The organism is Pseudomonas sp. GW821-FHT09C10 (assembly GCF_059418085.1).
In genome coordinates this window covers 26,764-49,139 of the sequence record NZ_JBWKPE010000016.1, presented here as the reverse complement: position 1 = coordinate 49,139, position 22,376 = coordinate 26,764, and the positions used below count along the sequence as shown (strand labels likewise).

Here is a 22,376-nt window from a genome sequence, read left to right as displayed (position 1 = left end):
CTTGTGGTTCACAGAAGAAGTGATCGGCAGTGTAGCGAAGGTTTTTCCTGCACCCACGCACCATCAGAGTGATGAATGCCCCAGGCAAACCGTGGACCGGGTCGGATACCTGCCGTCCGCCTAAGTTCAATGTTTTTTCAACTAATAAGTGCTGGATGAGCGCGAATTAAAAGAAATAAGCGACTGATCGAAATGCTTTAAAAAAACATGGAATTTTCTGCGAAGCGCCAGAGTCGGAGTAGTTAAGGCGTCTGTAATTAACTCTGCAGGCCTATCGTTAAACAACCGGTCTTTGCAGAAAGACAATAAGGAAAAAAACCATGAGCCTCATTCTGATCATTATCTTGATCCTCCTGCTGGTCGGCGGCCTGCCGGTATTCCCGCACTCGCGTAATTGGGGTTATGGCCCGTCGGGTATCCTCGGTGTAGTGCTGGTGGTGCTGCTGGTCCTGTTGTTGTTGGGCCGGATATAACCGCCCCGCGGTAATAACGAAGCAAAAAAAAGAGGCCTTGAAAAAGGCCTCTTTTTTATTGCCGGTTAATTAGTCCGGCTTACCGTTTACAACGCCTGCGGTGTTATCCAGCAAACTCTTGGTCGCGGTTTGCAGGAACGCTTCGAGTTTCTGCTTGAGTGCAGCCTCGTCCGGCGATTCGGCAATCACTTTACCGCTCGGGTTGGCGCCCAGCTCGTATTGCCACAGCTTCGGTGGCATTTCCTTGGGCAGTACCAGAATGCGGTCTGCGGTGACCAAGGCCACGGTCTGGTCGCTGCCCGATGGCTTGATCACGCCAAAGCCCTTGTCGCCTTCCGGCAGGTTCAGCAGGTCGCGGCCCCAGCATTGGTGCAGGGTGTCGCCACCCAGGCGGCCCATGATGGTCGGCACGATGTCGATCTGGGTGCCCACGGTGTGGTCACGCTCGCCGAATTTCTCCTGCATGCCCGGTGCAATCATCAGCATGGGTACGTTGAAGCGGCCCAGGTCCATCTCGGTGATCTGCTGTTCGTTGCCGAAGCCGTGGTCGCCCACGATCACGAACAGGGTTTCCTTGAAGTACGGCTCCTTGCGGGCCTTTTCAAAGAACTGGCCCAGGGCCCAGTCGGAGTAACGCATGGCCGTCAAATGCTCGTTGAGGCTGCCACGGTCGGTGACTTTCTCCACCGGCAATGGCGTCGGCAACGCGTACGGCGTGTGGTTGGACAGGGTTTGCAGAAGTGCGTAGAACGGCTTACCGCCTTCACGGGCCTTCAACTCTTCCAGGCCACGGTTGAACATGTCCTGGTCGGACACGCCCCACGTCGGGTCGGAGAACACCGGGTCGACGAAGTCGTTGCGGCCGATGAAGTTGGTCATGCCCTGGTTGCTGAAGAAGCCCGACTGGTTGTCCCAGGCGAAGTCACCGTTGTAGACATACACGTCGTTGAAATCACGGGCGCTGAGCAACTGCGGCAGGCCCGACAGCTTGTGGCTGCCTTCCGGGGTCTGCATCAGGTATTCAAAGCCTGGCAGGTTCGGGAAGCAGGCCATGGTGGCGAACATACCCTGGTGGGTATGGGTGCCGTTGGAGAAGAAACGATCGAACAGCAGGCCTTCCTTGGACAATTTGTCGAAGGATGGCGTGATGTTGCCGGGACGCCCCAAGGCGCCGACCGAGTGACCGGCGAAGCTTTCCATCAGGATCACGACCACGTTCTTGATCGGCAGGGTCTTCTCGGCCGGTGGCGTGTAGTCGCGGCGCACGGCGGCGATGTCGGTATCGACCAGTTTTTCCTGTGGCAGCACCAGCATGTCACGCACGGTCTGGGTGGCCAGCGGCTGGTCCAGGGTCGCCTTCCAGATGTTGGAGCGGTCCTCACCGAACCGGGCCTTGGCCGCCGCGATCAGCGACAAGGTGCCATTGAGACCCAACTGGTTGGCGAAGTTCGAATCGGTGGTGTACACGTCGCCCCAACGCAGCGGCGGGCCCTGGCGCAGGGTGCCACGGGCGGCAACCACGGCGATCAGCAGGCACACGACGAACACCGCGATGCGGCTGTACCACGGCGCCACCTGGCGCGTGCCGATGCTGCCACCACTGAACGGGCCACGTGGGCGCGTGGCGCGGTCGGCACCTTTGAACGCGATGCTCAGGATCAGCGTGCCCACGGCCCAGGCCAGCAGGTAGCGCACCACCGGGAAACCGTACCAGAGCATGCTCATCACGGTTTTCGGGTCTTCCTTCACATACTGGAAGACCAGGCCGTTGAGGCGCTGGTGGAACTCGCGGTAGAAGTCCATCTCCATCAAGCCCAGGAACAGGGCGATGCTGGACGCAAGGGTCAGCCAGAAGCGGAATAACCCACGCGCAGCCATGGCCCGTACGCTGAACAGTGCCAGCAGCAGCGGGATCAGCAGGTAGACCACCAGGCGGATGTCAAAACGCAGACCGTTGGCGAACGCTTCAAGGAAGGTCGAGGCCGGCGTGTCGAGGATCATCTCGCGGTTGTAGACCAGCAGCGCCAGGCGCAGCAGGGAGAACATCACCATCATGACCAGTGCGCAGAGCAGCGTGTACGCCAGATGGGATTTGACGGTCGGTTGCAGCAGGCGATTAGAAGCTCGCTGCTGACTCAGGGCGTCCGGGTTTGCCATGTCGTTTCAGGACCCATTGGAAGTTTAAGTGACGAAGTAATGCAGTGGCGCGAATGGTGCCCGATCAATGCCATCAAGGCTATTAATTACTGAACGAGCACCGCTGCGCCGCCTTTAAAAGCACCTGAGGCAGGGCCTTGGCAGGGAGAGATAGAGCCGGCGGATTGTCTTGGATAAGATGTGAAAATTGTGTGCAGCGAATATTTCGATACACAAATCTCTGGAGCGCGCTGAAGACCAATGTGGGAGGGGCTTGCTCCCTCCCACATTTACTGTGCCCACTCCAAATTGAGTGCGGGGGGTCAGATCCGCACGTTGCCGCGCGGCCCGGCGATAGCCCAGATGATCAGGCCCAGTACCGGCAGCAGCAGGATCAACAGGATCCACAACACCTTGGCCCCGGTGCTTGCGCCGCTTTTGAACACATTGATGATCGCCCAGATATCCAGCGCCAGGATGATCAGCCCGATCAGACCGTTGAAAGTGGAACCCATGGTGTCGCTCCTAAGTGAGGGCATGCCCTTGTAGGATAGCCAGCCCCGGCCGGGGTTCCGTTTTATTTCAGACGTGCACGGCGACCTTCAGCGCTTCCAGGGATGGCTCGGCCTGGATGCCGACTTCGGCACACAACGCCAGCACGCGCGGCAGGTCATTGCCGAACACCAGCACCGCCTGGATCTCATCGTCCAGCAACTGGCTGAAGTTGAGCAGCACATAACCGCCGTCTTCCGGGCTCAGGGCGCTCATCTGGATCTGGATACGGTTCAGGGCGGTGAGGCCGTCAGTCTTGGCCAGTTGCTTGGGCTTGAGGTTGAACGCCACACCCGGGCCGAACGACGCGACGATCTGCGCAAACAGGTCGCCATAGGTGTCGGCCTGGAACAGCACGGTATCCGGCAGGCTGCCGACCACCACCCACTCCCCCAGCGGGATCGGAAAGCTGTCGTCGTAGTTGATATCCGGGTTGGCCGCCAGGAAGGCCGCCGGGTCGGCGTAGGCCTGGGCGGCCTCTTCGGCAATGCGCGCCACCTCGTCCTCGCCCATGACCCCGGCGCTGATTTTACTGATAAGTTCGACGAGGGCGGTTTTCATGGGGTGATCCTGTAGCGGGCTGGTTTTTGAGGGCGCACAGCCTACACCAGTTTCTCCAGCTGCGCCGCCGTGTCCTTCGCCCCCATGGTCTGCGCCGCCGCCAGCGCAGTCGCGCCCTGGGCATCGGTGGCCTTGGGGTTGGCGCCTTGGCTGAGCAGGTAGTCGAGCATCTCGACGCGGTTGAACATGGCGGCCATCATCAGCGCGGTACGCCCGTCGGACGAGGCGGCCTCGATTGGCGTACCCCCTTCAATCAGCGCCTTGACCACCGGCAAGTGACCCTTGAACGCCGCGCCGGCGATGGGCAGCTGGTTCTTGTCATTGGCGATCAGCGGGTCAGCCTTGAACTCCAGCAGCACTTTTACCGCTTCGGCATGGCCGTGGTAGGCAGACAGCATCAGCAAGGTATCGCCGTTGTGGTTGCGAAAGTTGGCCGGCAAGCCTTTGGCCAGCAGCGCGGCTAGCAGGGCGGCGTCGCCTTTGCGGGCGACGTCGAAGACCTGCTCGGCAAATTCGGCGGCTTCGTCTTCAGTCATTTGTTTGGCTTGGTCTGACATGTGGGGGCTCCTTGTCTGGTGCTTTATAGGCCGCCAGTGTCGCGAGGGAGTTCCCCACTGTCATGCCCTTTTTAGCAAAAGCGGCCATAGACAGAATCAATAGCGGAACTGGCCGCCCTGGATCTGCGCCAACAGTTGCCCGGTGACCGGCACATAGCAGTCCGACCCCGGCAGCCAGGCATACACCGGGTCATTGCCGGCCTTGTCCGGATCAAAGGCCTCTTCCTTGAGCTTGACCTTCTGGTATTTGAAGGTACCGGTGGTTTCCATCTTGACCTTGATCCGCAGGAAGAGCGGCACCGCATAGTGGGGCAACTGGCCGTGGGCGAATTGCAGCAGCTCGCGCATGTCCAGCGCGGCCAGGGATTCACTCGGGGTGATGGCGACCATGCCCGCACGGCCATTGGTGTTTTCGATCTCGACGCCATAGGCCACTACTTCGGCGATCTGCGGGTGTTGCAGCAGGACGTTCTCGACCTCGGTGGTGGACACGTTTTCACCTTTCCAGCGATAGGTATCCCCCAGGCGATCCACAAATTGCGCATGGCCAAAGCCGATGCTGCGCAACAAATCGCCGGTATTGAAGTAGCGGTCACCTTTTTCAAACACGTCGGTGAGTACCACCCTGCGATTCTTTTCCGGGTCGGTGTAGCCGTCGAAGGGGGATTTTTCATCGATCCTCGCCAACAACAGGCCCTGCCCGCCCGTGGGGACTTTACGCATAAAACCGTCGCTGCCACGCAGCGGCTCGCCAGTGTCATGGGCGTAGTCCACCAGCGCCCAGTGCTGCAGGCAGAAACCGATGGTGTTGTCGAAATTCAGCACGTTGGTAAAACCGATATTGCCGTCACTGGCCGCGTACAGCTCGCAGATATGCTCCACGCCATAGCGTGCCTTGAACTGCGCCCACACGCCGGGGCGCAAGCCATTGCCGACCATCTTGGTCACGCAGTTATCACGGTCGTTTTCGCTGGGTGGCTGGTCGAGCAGGTAACGACACAACTCACCGACGTAGCCGAGGGTGGTCGCCTTGAATCGGCGCGCATCGTCCCAGAACTGGCTGGCGCTGAACTTGCGGCGAATGGCGAAGCCCGACGCCCCGACAATCGCCGAGCCCCAACACACACATAGCCCGGTGGCGTGGTACAGCGGCAAGGTGCAATACAAGACGTCGTCCGGCCCCATGTCCAGCGCGATGCTGCCGAAGCTGACGGCGGTCTTGGTCCAGCGGCCATGTTTCATGATGCCGGCCTTGGGCAGGCCGGTGGTGCCGGAGGTGTAGATATAGAAGCAGGGGTCGTTGAAGAAGATCTGCGCAGTGCTGGCCGGGTTGTCCACCGGGCACGCGGCGCTCGCCGCCAACAGGTCGATATACCCCTGCGGCACCAGGCTGGATGGCTGATCGGCGACGAACCAGGTTCGATCAGCCGCAATGGCCACCTGATCGCGCACCGCGTCATAGGGGGCCACCAGTTCCGCGCCGACAATAATGGCTGCCGGGCTCACCAGGTTCAGGCTGTGCACCAGCGCCGCCTGGGTTTGCGCGGTATTGAGCATCGCGCAGATGCCACCCAGCTTGGCCACGGCCAGCACGTTCAAGAGCAATTCGGGGCGGTTTTCGATAAACAGCGCCACCACGTCACCCTTGCCGATGCCCTCGGCTTGCAGGTGGTGGGCAATACGGTTGGCGCGCTGGTTGGCGTCGGTGTAGCTGAGCACACGGTCACCGTACAGCAACGCGTTGCCGTCGGGGTTGCGCAGGGTGGCTTGCTCAAAGTGCCAGCCCAGCCCGCAAGGCTGCGCGGGGTCGGTGACATTGGCGGCACGCATGCCGCGCACTACGCGCGGCAGGGCGCGAACGATGGCCGGCACCTTACTCAGCAGCTTGCCCCAGGTGATCATGTCATTGTGCGGGTGGCTCATGGAGAAACGTCCTTTTTCTTATTCTTCGTCTGATCCCGAAGCACCGACACCTCTGTAAGAGGAAGGCCGAATGCATTGCAGGAAAATACGTCAGCCGTTCTTCGGCTGTACACGCAGGATTTGAAAAGTTTTGTATCCCGTCGGGTGAGCGCTCAAAAAGGGAATTTAGCCGCCCGCAGGTAGTCTTTATCGGTACAGGGGCGCCAACCCCATGCCATCGAGTAACGCAAAATGCAGGATGCATGATGGCCATTCATGCAAATTGCACGAAAGCGAAAATTCACTGATTTTTCAAGCCATTGATTTATAAGGATATTTTTTAAATCATAAGCTGGCACAATCACTGCACCTATCACTCCATGCTTGCCAACTTGAGCCAACGGAGCTGATAGACATGAGCCTGATCCAAGATAAATTCGCTTCAGTATTCTCCAACTACGACGTCACCACCCAACCACGTCCCGACGGCGGCATTCTGTTGACCCTGCGCAACAGTGACGGCAAGCAGGTCAAGCGTTCGATCTCTTACCAGCAATTGCACACCGCCGATCAATTGACCTGGGTGATCAGCGCGATTCGTCGCGACCTGGCCGAACAAGCCAGTGAACTGCCGCAAATTTCGATGTTGCAAAGCCAGAACCGCTTTGCCCTGCCGACCTACCATTCGGCGTAAATACCGCAGTCATAACAAGGCCGCGACGCTCTTGAGCGTCGCGGCCTTTTTTGTTTGACGATGATTCCAGCCCGGCACTTCGCTGAACTGCGCCTGAGCCCGATAAAGCTGTTTATAGGCGAGTTCAACATCTGCCGGTGCCGTCTCGTCCTATAGAGTCGGCACAGGGGTGCCGCCGTTCAAGGCTGGAATCTTTGAAAACACCTCAGCCATAAAATCCATGAACACGATAGCCCGCGTGGGGAGCAGTCTGTTGGCGACATAAACCATCTGCACGGGGACAGGAGGAGCCCCATGGTTGGTGAGAATGAACTGTAATCTCCCGCTGTTCAGCCCGCCCTCAAACAGCCACGCAGGTCCATGCGCCACACCCAGGCCCGCCACGACCGCCGCACTCACAGCGTCGGGCGAGTTGACCCTGAGCCTGCCGGTAATCGGAATCTCCGCGTCCCGGAATCGCCAGGTCGCCCCGGACGACAGTAGGGTGTAGACGATGCAATCGTGGTCGCGTAGATCCTCCGGGGTCTGCGGAACGCCGCGTTTAGCCAGGTAATCCTTACTGGCGACGAAGACCCGGTCGTACCATCCAAGAGGCCGCGCGCGCAAGGTGCTGTCCTCCAGCTGTCCTATGCGAATGGCGAGTTCGGTGCCTTCATTGACCAGGTCTACGTATCGATCGTTGAGTTGGAGATCCAAGATCAATTGAGGGTAGCGCTCCAGAAAGGCCGGCACATGCGGCAGCACAAACGCGTGTGCGAGAGCTGTCGGACAGGCTACGCGCAAGAGTCCCGATGGATCGACGTTGTTTCTGAACGACGATTCGGATTCATCCACCGCATCCAGGATGCGCCGGATGTCCGCATAGTAGCGTTCGCCCTCCGGCGTCAACGACAGCTTGCGCGTAGACCGGTGGAGCAAGCGCGTCTGCAAATGATCCTCCAGAGCCGCTACATAGCGGCTTACATTGGGTTGCCCCAGCCCTAGATCACGCCCTGCCGCCGAAAAGCTCCCGGTTTCTACAGCACGCGCGAAGCATGTCATCAACAGAAATCGGTCCACTTCTCCACCTCAATTCATGCTCAATTTGCATTAATTATATGCGAATAAGCAGTCTTATATACCATGGGGCATGAGCGCATATTTCTCCCTGTCGACCGCGGTGGTCGTCCTTCACCGGAGAATTCAAATGTCGCGCTTGCAAGGTAAACGTACGCTCATTACTGGCGGCACCAGTGGCATCGGGCTGGAAACGGCAAAGCAGTTCCTGGCGGAGGGTGCTCGCGTGATCGTAACGGGGGTCAACCCCGATTCGATTGCAAAGGCCCAGGCCGAATTAGGCCCGGAAGTGCCGGTGCTGCGCGCCGACTCGGCCAGCGTTGAGGCACAAAAGGAGCTGGCACACGTCATCAAGGAACACTACGGCCAACTCGACGTTGCCTTCCTTAATGCCGGCGTATCCGTCTGGCAGCCCATTGAGGAATGGACGGAAGATATGTTCGACCGCTCTTTCGACATCAACGTCAAAGGGCCGTACTTCCTGATACAGGCGCTGTTGCCGGTCTTCGCCAATCCTGCTTCGGTCGTGTTGACGACTTCCGTAAGCGCCCATGCAGGCGCAGATCGCTCGTCCGTGTATGCCGCAACGAAGGCCGCATTGCTGAACATGTCGAAGACGCTCTCGACCGAATTGCTGGGCCGTGGCATCCGTGTCAACGCAGTGAGCCCTGGCCCCGTCGAGACGCCGCTTTACGACAAGCTGGGTATTCCGGAAGCTTATCGCGCGCAGCTTAACAAAGAGATCGCGGCAACCATTCCGCTGGGGCGCTTCGGTACCTCCGACGAGGTGGCCAAAGCTGTGCTGTATCTGGCGTCCGACGAGTCGCGCTGGACGCTCGGCTCTGAAATCGTCCTTGACGGCGGCCGCCTGCTGAATGGCTAAACGCGCAGCTCAAGAATTGCGCGAATGCCACATCGTCCGGGCTGAGTTAATCAGGCGCTGAACGCCCACCCCCAGCACTTAGCGACGAACCAGTCCAATCCAGACTGCGCACACCGCGCTACGTAGGCACGGTTTCGTTCTGGCTGGACGATGACGCTTCAAACCGATGGCTTCGATGGCCGAAAGCCCCTCACCAAGGCTCGCTGGGGTCAGCATAAACCTTGGCGTGCCGCCTCATTCATCGCCTGCACTCGGTTGGTCACGCCAAATTTGCCGTAGATATTGCGCAGGTGGAATTTCACCGTGGCTTCGGAGGTGGCGCGAATCTGGCTGATCTCCCAGACGGTCTTGCCTTCGGAGGCCCAACGCAGGATTTCCAGTTCCGTAGGCGTCAGCGGTTTTCCGGACAAGCTCAAACGCCTCCTGGCGGCGTTGGGCACCGAATGTGGCGCTGGAGACAATTCCCTTGGGCCTATCATTAGTTTCACTCCCTTTTATTGGCTATCGCCCTATCACCTTCGGATTCCTCCTATTGACAGGTGATATAAACGTTGATGCCGCAAAGAGTTACATAACCAATGGCACTCAGGCGCAGGCCCCGCGATAAACAGCTGGGCCTTACAAGAATAAGAGTTTATTCCCACAACAACTTCCAACATGCGGGGGTTGAAGTTTTTGATACGTCGTAATCAGTCATCCAGCCCAGGAAAGCGTCGGGCGATATCGTCACCCGTCAACTCCGGCACCGGGTTTTGCGCCTGATCGAAGAGTCGCAGCGTTATACAGTGCGGGTTCTCACCCATATCAAACCAGTGCGGCATACCGGCCGGCACCACCAGCAGGTCGTTTTTCTCACAACGCACGGCATACACGTAGTCGCCCACATGCAGGTTGAACAAGCCCTGGCCGGCGATGAAAAAACGCACTTCGTCTTCGCTGTAGCGGCGTTCATCCAGGAACCGGGCACGCCATTCGGCTTTCTGTGGGTGGTCGCTGGTGACACTGAGCACCGCCACCGCACCGTAGCCGAGGGCATCGATCTGCGGCTGATAGGCGGCAATCATGTCAGCGTCGCTGGCGCCCCTCTCGATCAGGGCAGGCTGCCAGCGCTCGAACCGCACACCGTGCTCGGCCAGGGTAGCGGCGATGTCGTCGACATGGGTCAGGACCTTGCTCGGGGTATCCGGTGAAGCGACGGGGTAGACGGCGACATAACTCATTGAAGGGTTCCTTGGTTCTGCTCTTGCAATCGAAAACCGATGATAGCGGCGGCGGCCAGGGCGGCGACGCTGGCAATACTAAAGGTGAAGGTCGGCCCCAGCAGGTTCCAGCTGTAGCCGGAATACAGCGCACCCAGCGCACCGCCGGTGCCGGCCAGGGCGGCGTACAGCGCCTGGCCCTGGCCTTGTTGCTTATCGCCAAAACTGCGCTGCACAAAGGCAATCGCCGCCGCGTGAAAACTGCCGAACGTGGCAGCGTGCATGAACTGCGCCAGCAACAGCACCCACAGCAGTTCGGCAAACGAGCCCAGCAGCAGCCAGCGCAGGGCCGCCAGCAGGAAACTGGCCAGCAGCACCCGGCGTACCGAAAAACGCGTGAGGATGCGGCTCATGCCCAGGAACATCAGCACTTCCGCCACCACCCCCAGGGCCCACAGCATGCCGATCATGCCACGGCTGTAGCCGAGGTGTTCCAGGTGCAGGGTCAGGAAGGTGTAATACGGGCCATGGCTCATTTGCATCAGCGCCACGCAGGCGTAAAACGCCAGTACGCCGGGGCTGCGCAGCTGTTTGAGGAAACCATCACCGGCCAAGCGATTGCCTTGGCTGGCGGGCTGCGCATTCGGTACCCACAGGCTGGCACCGATGATGCCGGCCATGATCACCACGACTACAACCGGGTAGATGTCCAGGCTCAACCAGTCGAACAGGCGGCCCATGATCACCACGGTGAGGATAAAACCGATGGAGCCCCACAGGCGCACCTGACTATAGCGCGCGGTCTGTTTTTGCAGGTGGGCCAGGGTGATCACTTCAAACTGCGGCAGCACCGCGTGCCAGAAGAACGCATGCAGGGCCATCACCAGGGCCAGCCAGGCGTAGGTGTGGCTGACGAAGATCAGGGAAAAACTCAGCAGGGTGCACACCGCGCCGAAGCGCACGATAGCCAGGCGTCGGCCGCTGTAGTCGCCCAGCCAGCCCCACAGGTTGGGGGCCACGCAGCGCATCAGCATGGGGATGGCCACCAGCTCGCCGATGCGCGCGCTGGAGAACCCCAGGTGGTCGAAGTACAGCGCCAGGAACGGCGCCGTCGCCCCGAGCAGGGCGAAGTAGAACAGGTAGAAGCTGGAGAGGCGCCAGTACGGGAGGGCTGTCACCGCCGCGCCGTCACAGCTGGCCCAGCACCGGGGTACTCACGCGCACATCGGCATTTTGCCCGCGATTGCGCAGCAGGTGGTCCATCAACACGATGGCCATCATCGCTTCGGCAATCGGCGTGGCCCGGATGCCCACGCACGGGTCGTGACGGCCCTTGGTGATCACGTCCACCGGGTTGCCGTGCACATCGATGGAACGGCCGGGGGTGGTGATGCTCGAGGTAGCCTTGAGTGCCAGGTGCGCGACAATCGGCTGGCCGGAGGAAATACCGCCGAGGATGCCGCCCGCGTTGTTGCTGAGGAAACCTTCCGGCGTCAGTTCATCGCGGTGCTCGGTGCCACGCTGGGACACGCAGGCGAACCCGGCGCCGATTTCCACGCCTTTCACCGCATTGATGCTCATCAGCGCATGGGCCAGCTCGGCGTCGAGGCGGTCGAAAATCGGCTCGCCCAGGCCCGGCTTGACGCCTTCGGCGACCACGGTGATCTTGGCGCCGACCGAATCCTGGTCGCGGCGCAGCTGGTCCATGTAGGCTTCCAGCTCCGGCACTTTGTCCGGGTCAGGGCAGAAAAAGGCGTTGTCTTCCACGCTGTCCCAGGTCTTGAACGGGATTTCAATCGGGCCCAACTGGCTCATGTAGCCACGGATGACGATGCCCTGGGTCGCCAGGTATTTCTTGGCGATGGCGCCGGCTGCCACCCGCATCGCGGTTTCACGGGCCGAGCTGCGACCGCCGCCACGGTAGTCGCGTTCGCCGTATTTGTGATGGTAGGTGTAGTCGGCGTGGGCCGGGCGGAACAAATCCTTGATCGCCGAGTAGTCCTTGGACTTCTGGTCGGTGTTGCGAATCAGCAGGCCGATGGCGCACCCGGTGGTACGCCCTTCGAACACCCCGGAGAGGATCTCGACTTCGTCGGGCTCCTGGCGCTGGGTGGTGTGGCGGCTGGTGCCGGGCTTGCGACGGTCGAGGTCACGCTGCAGGTCTTCCAGGGACAGCTCGAGGCCGGGCGGGCAGCCGTCGACAATGGCGACCAACGCCGGGCCATGGCTTTCGCCCGCGGTGGTGACAGTGAACAGCTTGCCGAAGGTATTGCCGGACATGCAGGGCGCTCCGTGAAATCAGTTGAATCAAGTCAACCGTAATAACTTAAGGCGGCCAGTATACGCAGGCTAACCGACTAGTTCATCCTCGAAACCTTACCGGTAGACCTTGGTCCAACGGGCACCTTCCTCATGATGGCGCGATGATGCTGCGAGTTCTTCTGTTTACCCTGACCCTGTTTACCACCGTGGCCCACGCCGCCTCCCCTGTCGTACTGCAACGCCCGATCAGCCTGGACACCGGCAGCGGCGAACTGTTTGGCTCGCTGCTGCTGCCGCAGTCCGACAAACCGGTGCCGGTGGTGTTGATCATTGCCGGCTCCGGCCCCACCGACCGCAACGGCAACAGCGCCGACGGCACACGCAATGACAGCCTCAAGCGCCTGGCCTGGGTGCTGGCCCGGCACAACATCGCCAGCGTGCGCTACGACAAGCGCGGTGTGGCCGCCAGCCTCGCCGCCACGCCCGACGAACGCAACCTGACCCTCGACGCCTATGTGGCCGACGCGGTGGCCTGGGGTAAATTGCTCAAGGCCGACACACGCATGGGTCCGCTGATTGTGCTGGGCCACAGCGAAGGCGCGCTGGTGGCTGCACTGGCCGCACCGCAACTCGACCCGGCCGGGGTGATTTCCCTGTCCGGCAGCGCCCGCCCGGTCGACCAAGTCATCCGCCAGCAACTGGCCGATCACCTGCCCCCTGCCCTGCTGCTGCGCAGTAATGAAATCCTTGATCACCTCAAGGCCGGTCAGGTGGACGCCGATGTGCCTGGCCCGTTGCAGGGCATTTTCCGACCCAGCGTGCAGCCGTATCTGATCAGCCTGTTTCGCGCCGACCCTTCAGCGGCCTTTGCAAAACTGCGCATGCCGGCGTTAATCATCCAGGGCACCAACGATATTCAGGTCGGTGTGGGCGACGCCCAGCAACTCAAAAGGGCGAAGCCCGATGCCGAACTGACGGTGATCGAAGGCATGAACCACGTGATGCGCATCGTGCCCAACGACGTAAAGCAACAATTGGCCTCCTACAATGACCCGCAATTACCCCTCGCCGCCGAGCTGGGCAACCGTTTGGTGCGCTTTATCGACGGACTTCAACCCCGTTAAGCGACAATTTGCCTCCAGTCCTGCAGAAATCGGCCGATAAGCCCAGGGTCGACGGCAAAAAGACGCTCGACTTGCAGGGCTTGGACAGGATCGCACCGCATGACAACCACTGAAGCAACACCGGAACCGACCGCCGACACCCCGGCTGAAAAAACCGAGGCCATCGACACGGCGGCTCCCCTGCCGTGGGCGGATGTTCAGGCCGAGCATTTCAAGATGCTGCGCCTGGCCCCGCTGGCCACCGACCGCGCCACCGGCCTGCGGCCGCTGCGGTTCGTACAGTTCGGCTATGCCGAGCGCCATGACAAACACCACAGCCTGTTGCGCATGGTGATCCAATTGCCGGGGCAGCGGGTGCGCCGTGAGCAGAACCATCTGGATATCTGGGTGGATCACGATAAACACCGCGTGCACTTCGGCCCGGGCAACAGTCTGGAAATCGAACCGGCCAACCGCGGCATCGGTCGCTTCCTGGTGGCCCAGGGCGCCGCGTGGGCGAAGAAGAAATGGTCGCACTACCGCGTCGACGGCGTGGACTTGGCCAACAAGGACGCACTCAACGAAGCCACACGCCTGCGCCGCGATCACTTCCTGCGCGTCCAGGGTTTCGATGTGGCCTACGCCGATGTGCAGCACCTCAAAGGCAACGTGCAGCCGGGCAAGGTCAGCGACGTGCTGGACAGTTGGAACACCGAGAAGGTGCAGTTCGTGGAGATCCTCGAAGCCGCGCAGATGCTGCAACAGGCCGAGCACAACCTGCTGGAGCAGGAAGTGAAGCTGCGCAAGGAAGAAGAAAAGGTCACCAAGTTCAAGCGTGAGGACAGCGGGTTGCGGTTTACCATCACCTGCCTGGTGGCGTTCACCGTGTTTCAGGCGGGGCTGTTGATCTGGATTGCCACGCACCGCTAGCCGGCTGGAAAGCCATCGAAATGCGGGAGGGGCTTGCCACCTCCCACATTTTCTACCCTAAGGTTGGTTAAACCCGAGCGGCGAAGATTGCCTGGTGCTCCCGGCACTGTTCGGCCGTGAGCATGAACACCCCATGCCCACCCCGCTGGAAGTCCAGCCAGGCGAAGTCCACTTCCGGGTACAGCGCGTCAACATGCACCTGGCTGTTGCCCACCTCGACAATCAGCAAACCCTTCTCGGTCAAATGGTCCGCCGCCTCGGCCAGCATGCGCCGCACCAGGTTCAGGCCATCGTCGCCGCAGGCCAGGCCCAGCTCCGGCTCGTGCTGGTATTCGTCCGGCATGTCGGCAAAGTCTTCGGCATCCACATACGGCGGGTTCGACACGATCAGGTCAAAGCGCTGGCCCGGCAGGCCGTCGAAACCATCGCCCTGCACGGTGTACACGCGCTCGTCGACACCATGGCGCTCGATATTCTGATTGGCCACTTCCAAGGCTTCGAAGGACAGGTCGCCGAGTACCACTTCGGCGTCCTGGAACTCGTAGGCGCAGGCAATGCCGATGCAACCGGAGCCGGTGCACAGGTCGAGGATGCGCGCCGGCGGTTGGGCCAGCCAAGGTTCGAAGCGGTTTTCGATCAGCTCACCGATGGGCGAACGCGGGATCAGCACGCGCTCGTCAACGATAAACGACATGCCGCAGAACCACGCCTCTTTCAACAGGTAGGCCGTGGGCACCCGCTCATGGATACGGCGATGCAACAAACGCTGTACGTGAGAGATTTCCTCTTCTTCCAGGTTGCAATCGAGGTAGCTGTCGGCAATTTCCCATGGCAGGTGCAAGGCGCCGAGCACCAACTGCCGGGCTTCGTCCCAGGCATTGTCGGTGCCATGGCCAAAAAACAGGTCTTCCCCATGGAAACGGCTGACGGCCCAACGGATGTGGTCGCGCAAGGTGCGCAGGCGGGATGTGATCACGGGGGGGCAGACTCCTGGAAAAAACGACTGGCGATTCTAACAGCCTTCACCTGTACCGACGATGTACGAAAACCTGTTGCCGTACGTCGGATTTCATCCAAATCGCCATCATTCGGTTAAACAAGCTGCCCACTTGACATGGCTGCACGCCAGCAACGGCGTACCTTACGATAGTAGCGATTCACAGAACCGCTCAGCCAGTGGACAATGACGCAAAAGCCCCCCTCACAGGAGCCCCAGAATGTCCGTTCCAAAGACGATGTTTCAACTCAGCGGTCGTGGTTACGCAGCTGCCAACCTTGCCCATGCGACCCTCGTGATCATCGACGCTCAAAAGGAATACCTCAGTGGCCCGCTCGCCCTCTCCGGCATGGACGCGGCGGTCGGCAATATCAAGCAACTGGTCGCCGCCGCGCGCAACGCCGGGCGCCCGATCGTGCACGTGCGCCATTTGGGTACCGTGGGCGGCCTGTTTGACCCCCAGGGCGAGCGTGGTGAGTTCATCTCCGGCCTCGAACCTCAAGGTGACGAAACCATCATCGGCAAACTGCTGCCCAGCGCCTTCCACGGCACCGGCCTGGAAAAACACCTGCAGGACCTCGGCTCCCTGGACCTGATCGTCTGCGGCTTCATGAGCCACTCCAGCGTCAGCACCACCGTGCGCGCCGCGAAAAACCTGGGGTTTCGCTGCACCCTGGTGGAAGACGCCTGTGCCACCCGCGACCTGCCTTACAAAGGTGGCATCCTGAGCGCCGAGCATGTGCAGCAGACCGAGATGGCCATCATGGCTGACAACTTTGCCACTCTTGCACTGACTAAAGACCTGATCTGATCGCCCTTCGGGTGAGCGGCGCGGCCTGTTGCAGGTCCCGCTCATCCGCAAAGCCCTCTCATTTGGCGCATTTACCTCGGGTACAGGAACAACCTGTGTATCTTCCGGTCGAAGGGCCGATACCCTGGAGGAAAGGTCGGAATGAAGATATCCGATGGTTTTGACGCTCGTCGCTTGCGCCCCAAGGGCCCGAGCAACTGGCGTCTGCGCCTGGTGGCCGGCATTGCCGCTCTGCTGGCGGTCGTAGGCTTGTTGTTGGCTGGCGCTGGTGGCGCCGGTTTGTCTGGCCACTCGCCGGCCCTTGGCGAACTGAATGCCAGCCCTGGCGGCTCGGCGATTCTGCTGGGGATCGGGCTGCTGGTGCTGTGGCTGGGCGTGTGGCTGTGGCGTCGCAGCCGTCGGAAGATGCGCCAGCCGTTGTCACTGAACATCGCCTCGCACCTGATGAAAAAGCACGACTGATGGCGCTTGGATAGCGTTTCCTGCGCCCCGGCCGCCGCGATTTAGGTAAACTGCCCGCCCTTCGCGGAGGCTGACATGCAAGACGACGATTTTTCCCTGTTCAAAAACGAGCTGCGCGGCGTCAAGCCGATCAAGCACGACCGCGCCGACACCGGCAAACCCAAGGCCGACCGCGCACAGATCGCCAAGCTGCGCCAGGCTGCTACCGTGCGCACCGATGCCACCACCGTAGATGGCCTGTCAGACCAGTTCGTGATCGACGTCGGCCCCGAAGACGAGCTGATGTGGGCCCGCGACGGCGTACAGGAAAGCCAGATGCGCAAGCTCAAGGCCGGTCAGATCCCGTTCGAAGGCAGCCTCGACCTGCACGGCATGAACGTGGAGAAAGCCCGGGAAACCCTGTGGGCCTTCCTCGCCGAAGCCACCAAGTTCGAAATCCGCTGCGTGCGCGTCACCCATGGCAAGGCGGTGCGCTTGGACGGCAAGCGGCCGATGATCAAGAGCCACGTCAACACCTGGCTGCGCCAGCATGCCCAGGTGCTCGGCTTTACCTCGTGCCAGGCCCGTCATGGGGGCGCGGGTGCGGTGTATGTGATGCTCAAGCGCACGATGATGGAAGGGCGCGACGAGTAACAAGTGCCATCGTCAGGCTTGCAGCGATGTGTCGGCCACCGTAACCTTGCGCTTTGCGAAAATCCCACAGGTAGTTTCATGTCCCTGGAACAGAATTACACCGCGATCCTCGGCCAACTCGGCGAGGACGTCTCCCGCGAGGGCCTGCTCGACACGCCCAAGCGTGCCGCCAAGGCGATGCAGTACCTTTGCCGCGGCTATGAACAGACACTCGAAGAAGTCACCAACGGTGCCTTGTTCAGCTCCGACAACAGCGAAATGGTGCTGGTCAAGGACATCGAGTTGTACTCGCTGTGCGAACACCACCTGCTGCCGTTTATCGGCAAGGCGCATGTGGCGTATATCCCGAGCGGCAAGGTGCTGGGCCTGTCGAAGGTCGCGCGGATTGTCGACATGTACGCGCGCCGCCTGCAGATCCAGGAAAACCTCAGCCGCCAGATCGCCGATGCGGTGATGCAAGTGACCGGCGCGCTGGGCGTGGCCGTGGTAATCGAAGCCAAGCACATGTGCATGATGATGCGCGGTGTGGAGAAACAGAATTCGTCGATGATCACGTCGGTGATGCTGGGTGAGTTCCGCGAAAACGCGGCCACCCGCAGTGAATTCCTCAGCCTGATCAAGTAACAGGCTGGGTAGGGAAAAACCGGCGTTCATCGCCGGTTTTTTTTCGCCTGCAAAATTGAGGTAAGCTGCGGCCCCTTCTTCATGGGCAAGAGGTTTCAGCCATGTTCGTCAAAGCACTTCGAGTGGGCCTCGGCCACGTCATCATCGCCGGCGACTTCCTTACCCGTCCGCGCAAAAAGCAGCGCCCTGCCGAACAACAGGCACAGGTGAACGCAGCGGCCAAGGACCTGACCCTGTATCAATTCCACGCCTGCCCGTTCTGCGTGAAGACCCGCCGCACCCTGCACCGCCTGAATGTGCCGGTGGCGCTGAAGGATGCGAAGAACAACGAGCAGGACCGCCAGACCCTGCTGGAGCAAGGCGGCAAGATCAAGGTGCCGTGCCTGCGTATCGAAGAGAATGGCCAGACCACCTGGATGTATGACTCCAAGGTAATCATCGATTACCTGGACAAGCGTTTCGCCGCGATCTGACCGACCTGGGCAGATTCACTGTGGGAGGGGCAAGTCCCTCCCAGAGTTAGTCCAGTAGTGCCAAATCGAGATCGAGCAGCGCCGAGCCGAGGCACTTGCCATGGGCATCCAGTGCCAGCGAGCGGGTTACGCCGCCGCGCAATATCCCCGGCAGTACGAAGTTCAGCGCCTGCACATTCGGCAGTTCATAGCGCCGCACCGGGGCCGCGTCCGGCTCCAGCAGGCCGGCAAAAAAGTCGGCCACGCGCTCGGCGGTAAGCTGTTCACACAACAGCAGATAATCCTCGGCCCGGTAAGCAATGATCGAAATGTTCGAGGTATCGCCCTTATCGCCGGTACGGGAATGGGCCAGCGTGTGCAGTTTCATGCTTCGATCCTCGGGTTGACCGCGTCACGGGGCAGCAGCAATGACGCCACCGCCACCACCTGCCGTACGCTCTTGCTGGCACCGCCGCCGCCGGACGGGCCGTTGGTGTAGAGGGTTTCCACTTCATTGCCAACCCGCACCGCTTCGCTGCGTTCTTCACAGCGGGCCGCCACGCGCAGGCGCACTTCCCAGGGCTCTACGCTGCTGCGCGGACCGTGCAGCGAGTCCATGCCGATCAGTTCGGCGCGTACGTCCTGCATCTTCACACCCATCAGTTGCAAACGCTTGAGTACGACATCCCGCGCCAGCTGCGCCCGTGCGACCGCGCCGGGACCGCCGTAGGACATTTGCCCTTCGCCAATCCAGCCATCCAGGTAACCGACGCTCACCTTCAACTGCTCGGGCCGTGCGCGGCCAGCAGCACCGTGGGCACGTACCCGATCAACGCCCTCCTCATCAAACCCCACCTGGGAAAAATCGGCAGTCACGTCCGGGGTGAGATACGCCGCAGGATCATGCACTTCGTAGATCAACTGCTCGGTGCAGGTGGCACGACTGACCCGCCCACCGGAGCCTGCCACCTTGGTGATCACGGCGTCACCCTCGGCATCGATTTCAGCCAACGGAAAGCCCAGGCGTGCGAGGTCATCCACATCCTTGAAACCGGGATCGGCAAAATAGCCGCCGCTGACCTGCCCGGCACACTCCAGCAGATGCCCGACCAACGTACCGCGCCCCAGACGCTGCCAATCATCCGCTGCCCAGCCGAACGCAAACATCTGCGGCGCCAGGAACAGCGACGGGTCGGCCACCCGCCCGGTGATCACCACATCAGCCTCGGCGCGCAGGGCCTGCAAAATGCCGTCGACGCCCAGGTAGGCATTCGCGGAAATCAGTCGCTTGCCGAGTGAACCCACGGTCTGGCCGTTATCCAGCAATTGCTCGGGCCGCAAGGCCTCCAACACATCATCGCCCACCACGGCCACGACCTTGAGGTGCAGGCCCAGCTCCGTGGCGATACGGCGCACTTCAACGGCGGCCGACACCGGGTTGGCCGCACCCATATTGGTGATCACCCGCAGGCGACGGCGCCCTTCATGCTGGCCGACAACGGGCAACACCCGGCGCATGCGCTCACTGAGCAGCGGGTCATAACCCCCCTGTGGATCGCTGATTCGTGCCTGTTGTGCCAAGGCGATGGTGCGTTCGGCCAGGCACTCGAACACCAGGTAATCCAGGTCGCCCAGCTCGGCCAGTTCCACGGCAGGTTCGATGCGGTCGCCGGAGTAGCCGGCGCCGGAACCTATGCGCAAGGTTTTCATTTCAAATCACTCCCAGGAGCAACGCCGTCAGGGTCATCAACACCGACGCGGCAAACAGAAAAGGGATGGTGAAGCGCTGGTGATCGGCTAATTCGATCTTGCACAGGCCCACCAACAGGAAGGTCGCCGGGGTCAGCGGGCTGACCGGAAAACCGGTGGTGTGCACGCCCAGTAACGACGCCTGGGCCACTTGCAGCGGGTCGACGCCCAGGGCCTTGCCGACTTCGGCGATCACCGGCATTACGCCGAAATAATAGGAATCGGGGTCGAACAGCATGCTCAGCGGCATGGACATAAAGCCCACCACCGCCGGAATCAACTTGCCGTGGCCCGCCGGAATCTGCGCCACCGCCACTTCAGCGATGGCCTTGAGCATGCCGGTGCCTTGCATGATGCCGGTGAACACCCCGGCGGCGAGCAGGATACTGGCCATGGTCAGGGCGGTTTTAGCATGGGCATCGATGCGGGCGCGTTGGGCGTCCACGTTCGGGTAGTTGATGCACAGCGCTGCCACGGTGCCGAGCATGAACATCACCACCGGGTCGACCCAGCCGGCGATCATCACCACCATGACCAGCACGGTCAGGATCAGGTTGACCCAGAACAGGCGGGGGCGACGCAGCTTGATGTCGTCGTCGCTGAGCACCCGTTGCGGCACGGCGTCCACGGTGGAGCCGGCGCCCAGGCCCAGGCGTTTTTCTTCTCGCCGGCCGAGCCACCAGGCGCAGGCGAAGACGAAGATCAGGCCGACGATCTGCACCGGGATCAGCGGCTGGAACAGGTCCGCCACCGGCACGTGCAAGGCCGCCGAAGAGCGCAGCACCGGGCCGGTCCACGGCAGGAAATTGACCCCGGCGGCCATCGCGCAGACACAGGCGAGGATGCGTTTGTCGATGCCCAGCCGCTTATATAACGGCAGCATCGCCGGCACCGTCACCAGAAAGGTCACGGCACCGGAACCGTCCAGGTGCACCAACAGGGCGAGGGTCGCAGTCCCAACGACAATCCGTGTAGGACGTGTCCCTACAGTACGCAGGATGCGATCAATGATGGGATCGAGCATGCCGGCATCGGTCATGATCCCGAAAAACAGGATCGCGAACACGAACATGCCCACCACGGGGGCGACGTTCTTGATGCCGGTAATGATGAAGGCACTGGTTTGCAGGCCGAACCCACCGAGCAGCGCGGCAATGATCGGCAAGGCGATCAGGGCCACCAGTGGCGAAAGGCGTTTGCTCATGACGGCAGCGAGCAGGCACAGGATGGTAATGACACCCAGGGTTGCGAGCATGGGTTACTCCAGAGCGGCCTTGGTGGCCGGTTATTGTTTTCCCTGGAGTATTGGAAGCGCGTTACTCTTTGTAAATTGGAATGTTCAGCCAGTCATATTCGTAAAAACAAAACGCTCGAGAACAACAACAATGAAAAATTCGATCCAGCACATTCAGGCGTTCCTTGCGGTGGCACGCACCGGCAGCTTTATCAAGGCCGCCCATGAGCTGCATCTTTCGCCTTCGGCACTCACCGTGCAGGTGCAACAACTCGAAGACTGGCTCGGCGTCGCCCTGCTCGACCGCAGCCCCCGGCATGTGAGCATCACCGCTGCCGGCCAGGACGCGCGCGGGCCGATGGAAAAACTGCTGCTGGACCTGGACAACATCGTCACCGGCTCCCGCGACCTCGCGGCCTTGCGCCGTGGCGTCGTCACCCTCGCGGCCCTGCCGTCGGTCTGCGCCGGTGCCCTGCCGCCGGCCTTGCGCCTGTTTCGCGAGCGTTTTGCCGGGATCGAAGTACGCCTGCAGGACCTGGTGGCCCATCGCATTCATGCCCAGGTGCGCGCAGGCGAAGTGGATTTCGGTATTGGCGTACGGGCGCGGCTAAGCCATGGCCTGGAGTTCACCCCGGTGCTGAATGATCGATTGTGTGCGTTCGTACCGCTGGATCACCCCCTCGCCCACCATCGCCAATTGACCCTGGAGCAACTGGCGGACCAGCCGATCATCCTCACCGGCCGCGACAGCAGCGTACGCGAGCAAGTCGATGGGCTGTTCGATGAGACGCGGTTGACGATGAACGCCGGGATGGAGGCCAACTACATGTCGACGGTGCTGGCACTGGTGCGTCAGGGGCTGGGGATCAGCGTACTGCCGGAGTCGGCGGCGGACAGCCTGGAGGGGTTGAAGCGCATCCACATCGATCATCCCGGGGTGAACCGCGAGATCGGCTTGATCAGTCGTAGCGGGATGGGATTGAGCCCGGCGGCGCAGCGCTGTTTCGACCTGCTGAACGATGAATTATCTGACACGGCATCGAGCTGAATGTGGGAGGGGGCAAGTCGAATCGTCGCACCGCCCTCCCACCGTTTTTGACCGTGGT

The 22,376-nt window shown here is 61.1% G+C and carries 25 protein-coding genes; 11 read left to right on the top strand and 14 right to left on the bottom strand.

The features are described 5' to 3' along the window. The first annotated feature begins 320 nt into the window (after window positions 1-320). Window positions 321-473 carry a DUF3309 family protein gene (locus tag AC07OT_RS25600; RefSeq protein WP_015885095.1) on the top strand — a complete coding sequence of 51 codons (153 nt, stop codon included), beginning with the start codon at window positions 321-323 and terminating at the stop codon, window positions 471-473. Between the two features lie 69 nt (window positions 474-542). On the opposite strand, the gene AC07OT_RS25595 is transcribed toward AC07OT_RS25600, so the two are convergent. The 5 genes from AC07OT_RS25595 to AC07OT_RS25575 form a co-directional block, all read right to left on the bottom strand. Next, window positions 543-2,630 carry an LTA synthase family protein gene (locus AC07OT_RS25595; RefSeq protein WP_065940494.1) on the bottom strand — a complete coding sequence of 696 codons (2,088 nt, stop codon included), beginning with the start codon at window positions 2,628-2,630 and terminating at the stop codon, window positions 543-545. A gap of 302 nt (window positions 2,631-2,932) precedes the next feature. Continuing rightward, window positions 2,933-3,124: a PLDc N-terminal domain-containing protein gene (locus AC07OT_RS25590; protein WP_003172956.1), complete on the bottom strand. Its 192-nt coding sequence runs from the start codon at window positions 3,122-3,124 to the stop codon at window positions 2,933-2,935. Window positions 3,125-3,191: 67 nt separating this feature from the next. Next, window positions 3,192-3,722 carry a hypothetical protein gene (locus tag AC07OT_RS25585; RefSeq protein ID WP_065948604.1) on the bottom strand — a complete coding sequence of 177 codons (531 nt, stop codon included), beginning with the start codon at window positions 3,720-3,722 and terminating at the stop codon, window positions 3,192-3,194. Window positions 3,723-3,763: 41 nt separating this feature from the next. Then, on the bottom strand, window positions 3,764-4,279 hold the full coding sequence (locus AC07OT_RS25580) for an ankyrin repeat domain-containing protein (protein WP_495109358.1): 516 nt from the start codon (window positions 4,277-4,279) through the stop codon (window positions 3,764-3,766). A gap of 96 nt (window positions 4,280-4,375) precedes the next feature. Then, window positions 4,376-6,202, bottom strand: coding sequence for a long-chain-acyl-CoA synthetase (locus AC07OT_RS25575; RefSeq protein WP_495109357.1), 1,827 nt, complete (start codon window positions 6,200-6,202; stop codon window positions 4,376-4,378). A gap of 394 nt (window positions 6,203-6,596) precedes the next feature. Between AC07OT_RS25575 and AC07OT_RS25570 the strand changes: the two genes are divergently transcribed. Next, window positions 6,597-6,875, top strand: a complete 279-nt coding sequence (locus AC07OT_RS25570) for a DUF3509 domain-containing protein (RefSeq protein WP_027603943.1) — start codon at window positions 6,597-6,599, stop codon at window positions 6,873-6,875. Window positions 6,876-7,025: 150 nt separating this feature from the next. On the opposite strand, the gene AC07OT_RS25565 is transcribed toward AC07OT_RS25570, so the two are convergent. Next, on the bottom strand, window positions 7,026-7,934 hold the full coding sequence (locus AC07OT_RS25565) for a LysR family transcriptional regulator (protein ID WP_115486808.1): 909 nt from the start codon (window positions 7,932-7,934) through the stop codon (window positions 7,026-7,028). A 127-nt stretch (window positions 7,935-8,061) separates the two neighbouring features. Between AC07OT_RS25565 and AC07OT_RS25560 the strand changes: the two genes are divergently transcribed. Next, on the top strand, window positions 8,062-8,814 hold the full coding sequence (locus AC07OT_RS25560; protein ID WP_495109356.1) for an SDR family oxidoreductase: 753 nt from the start codon (window positions 8,062-8,064) through the stop codon (window positions 8,812-8,814). Window positions 8,815-9,023: 209 nt separating this feature from the next. On the opposite strand, the gene AC07OT_RS25555 is transcribed toward AC07OT_RS25560, so the two are convergent. From AC07OT_RS25555 to aroC, 4 genes are all read right to left on the bottom strand, one after another. Next, window positions 9,024-9,293 carry a response regulator transcription factor gene (locus tag AC07OT_RS25555; protein WP_092486366.1) on the bottom strand — a complete coding sequence of 90 codons (270 nt, stop codon included), beginning with the start codon at window positions 9,291-9,293 and terminating at the stop codon, window positions 9,024-9,026. Between the two features lie 210 nt (window positions 9,294-9,503). After that, the gene (locus AC07OT_RS25550) at window positions 9,504-10,034 is read right to left on the bottom strand and encodes a 1,2-dihydroxy-3-keto-5-methylthiopentene dioxygenase (RefSeq protein WP_495109355.1); all 531 of its coding nucleotides are present in this window, start codon (window positions 10,032-10,034) and stop codon (window positions 9,504-9,506) included. Next, complete coding sequence (locus AC07OT_RS25545; RefSeq protein ID WP_495109354.1) at window positions 10,031-11,191, bottom strand: MFS transporter; 1,161 nt, start codon at window positions 11,189-11,191, stop codon at window positions 10,031-10,033. Before AC07OT_RS25545 ends, AC07OT_RS25550 begins: the two co-directional genes overlap by 4 nt. A 10-nt stretch (window positions 11,192-11,201) precedes the next feature. After that, window positions 11,202-12,293 carry a chorismate synthase gene (gene aroC / locus AC07OT_RS25540; RefSeq protein WP_027603936.1) on the bottom strand — a complete coding sequence of 364 codons (1,092 nt, stop codon included), beginning with the start codon at window positions 12,291-12,293 and terminating at the stop codon, window positions 11,202-11,204. 143 nt (window positions 12,294-12,436) lie between these two features. Between aroC and AC07OT_RS25535 the strand changes: the two genes are divergently transcribed. Further along, window positions 12,437-13,399 (top strand): alpha/beta hydrolase, encoded by a 963-nt coding sequence (locus AC07OT_RS25535; RefSeq protein WP_495109353.1) that lies wholly within the window; start codon window positions 12,437-12,439, stop codon window positions 13,397-13,399. A gap of 99 nt (window positions 13,400-13,498) precedes the next feature. After that, the gene (locus AC07OT_RS25530) at window positions 13,499-14,308 is read left to right on the top strand and encodes a hypothetical protein (protein ID WP_065940505.1); all 810 of its coding nucleotides are present in this window, start codon (window positions 13,499-13,501) and stop codon (window positions 14,306-14,308) included. A gap of 67 nt (window positions 14,309-14,375) precedes the next feature. Here the strand turns inward: AC07OT_RS25530 and prmB are convergent, their stop codons facing one another. Then, a complete protein-coding gene (prmB, locus tag AC07OT_RS25525) occupies window positions 14,376-15,284 on the bottom strand; it encodes a 50S ribosomal protein L3 N(5)-glutamine methyltransferase (protein WP_065926617.1) in 909 nt (302 codons plus the stop codon). Between the two features lie 241 nt (window positions 15,285-15,525). Between prmB and AC07OT_RS25520 the strand changes: the two genes are divergently transcribed. The 5 genes from AC07OT_RS25520 (at window position 15,526) to AC07OT_RS25500 (ending at window position 18,308) form a co-directional block, all read left to right on the top strand. After that, a complete protein-coding gene (locus tag AC07OT_RS25520; RefSeq protein ID WP_115486801.1) occupies window positions 15,526-16,116 on the top strand; it encodes a cysteine hydrolase family protein in 591 nt (196 codons plus the stop codon). A 141-nt stretch (window positions 16,117-16,257) separates the two neighbouring features. Next, window positions 16,258-16,578: a hypothetical protein gene (locus AC07OT_RS25515; RefSeq protein WP_092355101.1), complete on the top strand. Its 321-nt coding sequence runs from the start codon at window positions 16,258-16,260 to the stop codon at window positions 16,576-16,578. 75 nt (window positions 16,579-16,653) lie between these two features. Beyond that, complete coding sequence (locus tag AC07OT_RS25510) at window positions 16,654-17,211, top strand: Smr/MutS family protein (protein WP_016976371.1); 558 nt, start codon at window positions 16,654-16,656, stop codon at window positions 17,209-17,211. 78 nt (window positions 17,212-17,289) lie between these two features. Then, window positions 17,290-17,835: a GTP cyclohydrolase I FolE gene (gene folE, locus AC07OT_RS25505; protein ID WP_003442011.1), complete on the top strand. Its 546-nt coding sequence runs from the start codon at window positions 17,290-17,292 to the stop codon at window positions 17,833-17,835. 101 nt (window positions 17,836-17,936) lie between these two features. Further along, window positions 17,937-18,308 carry a glutathione S-transferase N-terminal domain-containing protein gene (locus AC07OT_RS25500; protein ID WP_027603930.1) on the top strand — a complete coding sequence of 124 codons (372 nt, stop codon included), beginning with the start codon at window positions 17,937-17,939 and terminating at the stop codon, window positions 18,306-18,308. Window positions 18,309-18,354: 46 nt separating this feature from the next. On the opposite strand, the gene AC07OT_RS25495 is transcribed toward AC07OT_RS25500, so the two are convergent. The 3 genes from AC07OT_RS25495 to AC07OT_RS25485 are packed head-to-tail and all read right to left on the bottom strand — an operon-like array spanning window position 18,355 to window position 21,291. After that, complete coding sequence (locus AC07OT_RS25495) at window positions 18,355-18,675, bottom strand: AtuA-related protein (protein ID WP_027603929.1); 321 nt, start codon at window positions 18,673-18,675, stop codon at window positions 18,355-18,357. Beyond that, on the bottom strand, window positions 18,672-19,997 hold the full coding sequence (locus tag AC07OT_RS25490) for an acyclic terpene utilization AtuA family protein (protein ID WP_495109352.1): 1,326 nt from the start codon (window positions 19,995-19,997) through the stop codon (window positions 18,672-18,674). Before AC07OT_RS25490 ends, AC07OT_RS25495 begins: the two co-directional genes overlap by 4 nt. 1 nt (window position 19,998) lies before the next feature. Next, window positions 19,999-21,291 carry a CitMHS family transporter gene (locus AC07OT_RS25485; protein ID WP_495109351.1) on the bottom strand — a complete coding sequence of 431 codons (1,293 nt, stop codon included), beginning with the start codon at window positions 21,289-21,291 and terminating at the stop codon, window positions 19,999-20,001. A gap of 130 nt (window positions 21,292-21,421) precedes the next feature. On the opposite strand from AC07OT_RS25485, the gene AC07OT_RS25480 reads away from it, so the two are divergent. Next, entirely contained in the window at window positions 21,422-22,318 is an 897-nt protein-coding gene (locus AC07OT_RS25480) for a LysR family transcriptional regulator (protein ID WP_495109350.1), read from the top strand. The last annotated feature ends 58 nt before the right edge of the window (window positions 22,319-22,376 follow it).

Excerpts from the sequence above, each read along its gene's own strand:
- AC07OT_RS25600 (WP_015885095.1), top strand. The coding sequence starts at position 321 with ATGAGCCTCATTCTGATCATTATCTTGATCCTCCTGCTGGTCGGCGGC.
- AC07OT_RS25595 (WP_065940494.1), bottom strand. The coding sequence starts at position 2,630 with ATGGCAAACCCGGACGCCCTGAGTCAGCAGCGAGCTTCTAATCGCCTG.
- AC07OT_RS25590 (WP_003172956.1), bottom strand. The coding sequence starts at position 3,124 with ATGGGTTCCACTTTCAACGGTCTGATCGGGCTGATCATCCTGGCGCTG.
- AC07OT_RS25585 (WP_065948604.1), bottom strand. The coding sequence starts at position 3,722 with ATGAAAACCGCCCTCGTCGAACTTATCAGTAAAATCAGCGCCGGGGTC.
- AC07OT_RS25580 (WP_495109358.1), bottom strand. The coding sequence starts at position 4,279 with ATGTCAGACCAAGCCAAACAAATGACTGAAGACGAAGCCGCCGAATTT.
- AC07OT_RS25575 (WP_495109357.1), bottom strand. The coding sequence starts at position 6,202 with ATGAGCCACCCGCACAATGACATGATCACCTGGGGCAAGCTGCTGAGT.
- AC07OT_RS25570 (WP_027603943.1), top strand. The coding sequence starts at position 6,597 with ATGAGCCTGATCCAAGATAAATTCGCTTCAGTATTCTCCAACTACGAC.
- AC07OT_RS25560 (WP_495109356.1), top strand. The coding sequence starts at position 8,062 with ATGTCGCGCTTGCAAGGTAAACGTACGCTCATTACTGGCGGCACCAGT.
- AC07OT_RS25555 (WP_092486366.1), bottom strand. The coding sequence starts at position 9,293 with ATGATAGGCCCAAGGGAATTGTCTCCAGCGCCACATTCGGTGCCCAAC.
- AC07OT_RS25550 (WP_495109355.1), bottom strand. The coding sequence starts at position 10,034 with ATGAGTTATGTCGCCGTCTACCCCGTCGCTTCACCGGATACCCCGAGC.
- aroC (WP_027603936.1), bottom strand. The coding sequence starts at position 12,293 with ATGTCCGGCAATACCTTCGGCAAGCTGTTCACTGTCACCACCGCGGGC.
- AC07OT_RS25535 (WP_495109353.1), top strand. The coding sequence starts at position 12,437 with ATGATGCTGCGAGTTCTTCTGTTTACCCTGACCCTGTTTACCACCGTG.
- AC07OT_RS25530 (WP_065940505.1), top strand. The coding sequence starts at position 13,499 with ATGACAACCACTGAAGCAACACCGGAACCGACCGCCGACACCCCGGCT.
- AC07OT_RS25520 (WP_115486801.1), top strand. The coding sequence starts at position 15,526 with ATGTCCGTTCCAAAGACGATGTTTCAACTCAGCGGTCGTGGTTACGCA.
- AC07OT_RS25515 (WP_092355101.1), top strand. The coding sequence starts at position 16,258 with ATGAAGATATCCGATGGTTTTGACGCTCGTCGCTTGCGCCCCAAGGGC.
- AC07OT_RS25510 (WP_016976371.1), top strand. The coding sequence starts at position 16,654 with ATGCAAGACGACGATTTTTCCCTGTTCAAAAACGAGCTGCGCGGCGTC.
- folE (WP_003442011.1), top strand. The coding sequence starts at position 17,290 with ATGTCCCTGGAACAGAATTACACCGCGATCCTCGGCCAACTCGGCGAG.
- AC07OT_RS25500 (WP_027603930.1), top strand. The coding sequence starts at position 17,937 with ATGTTCGTCAAAGCACTTCGAGTGGGCCTCGGCCACGTCATCATCGCC.
- AC07OT_RS25495 (WP_027603929.1), bottom strand. The coding sequence starts at position 18,675 with ATGAAACTGCACACGCTGGCCCATTCCCGTACCGGCGATAAGGGCGAT.
- AC07OT_RS25490 (WP_495109352.1), bottom strand. The coding sequence starts at position 19,997 with ATGAAAACCTTGCGCATAGGTTCCGGCGCCGGCTACTCCGGCGACCGC.
- AC07OT_RS25485 (WP_495109351.1), bottom strand. The coding sequence starts at position 21,291 with ATGCTCGCAACCCTGGGTGTCATTACCATCCTGTGCCTGCTCGCTGCC.
- AC07OT_RS25480 (WP_495109350.1), top strand. The coding sequence starts at position 21,422 with ATGAAAAATTCGATCCAGCACATTCAGGCGTTCCTTGCGGTGGCACGC.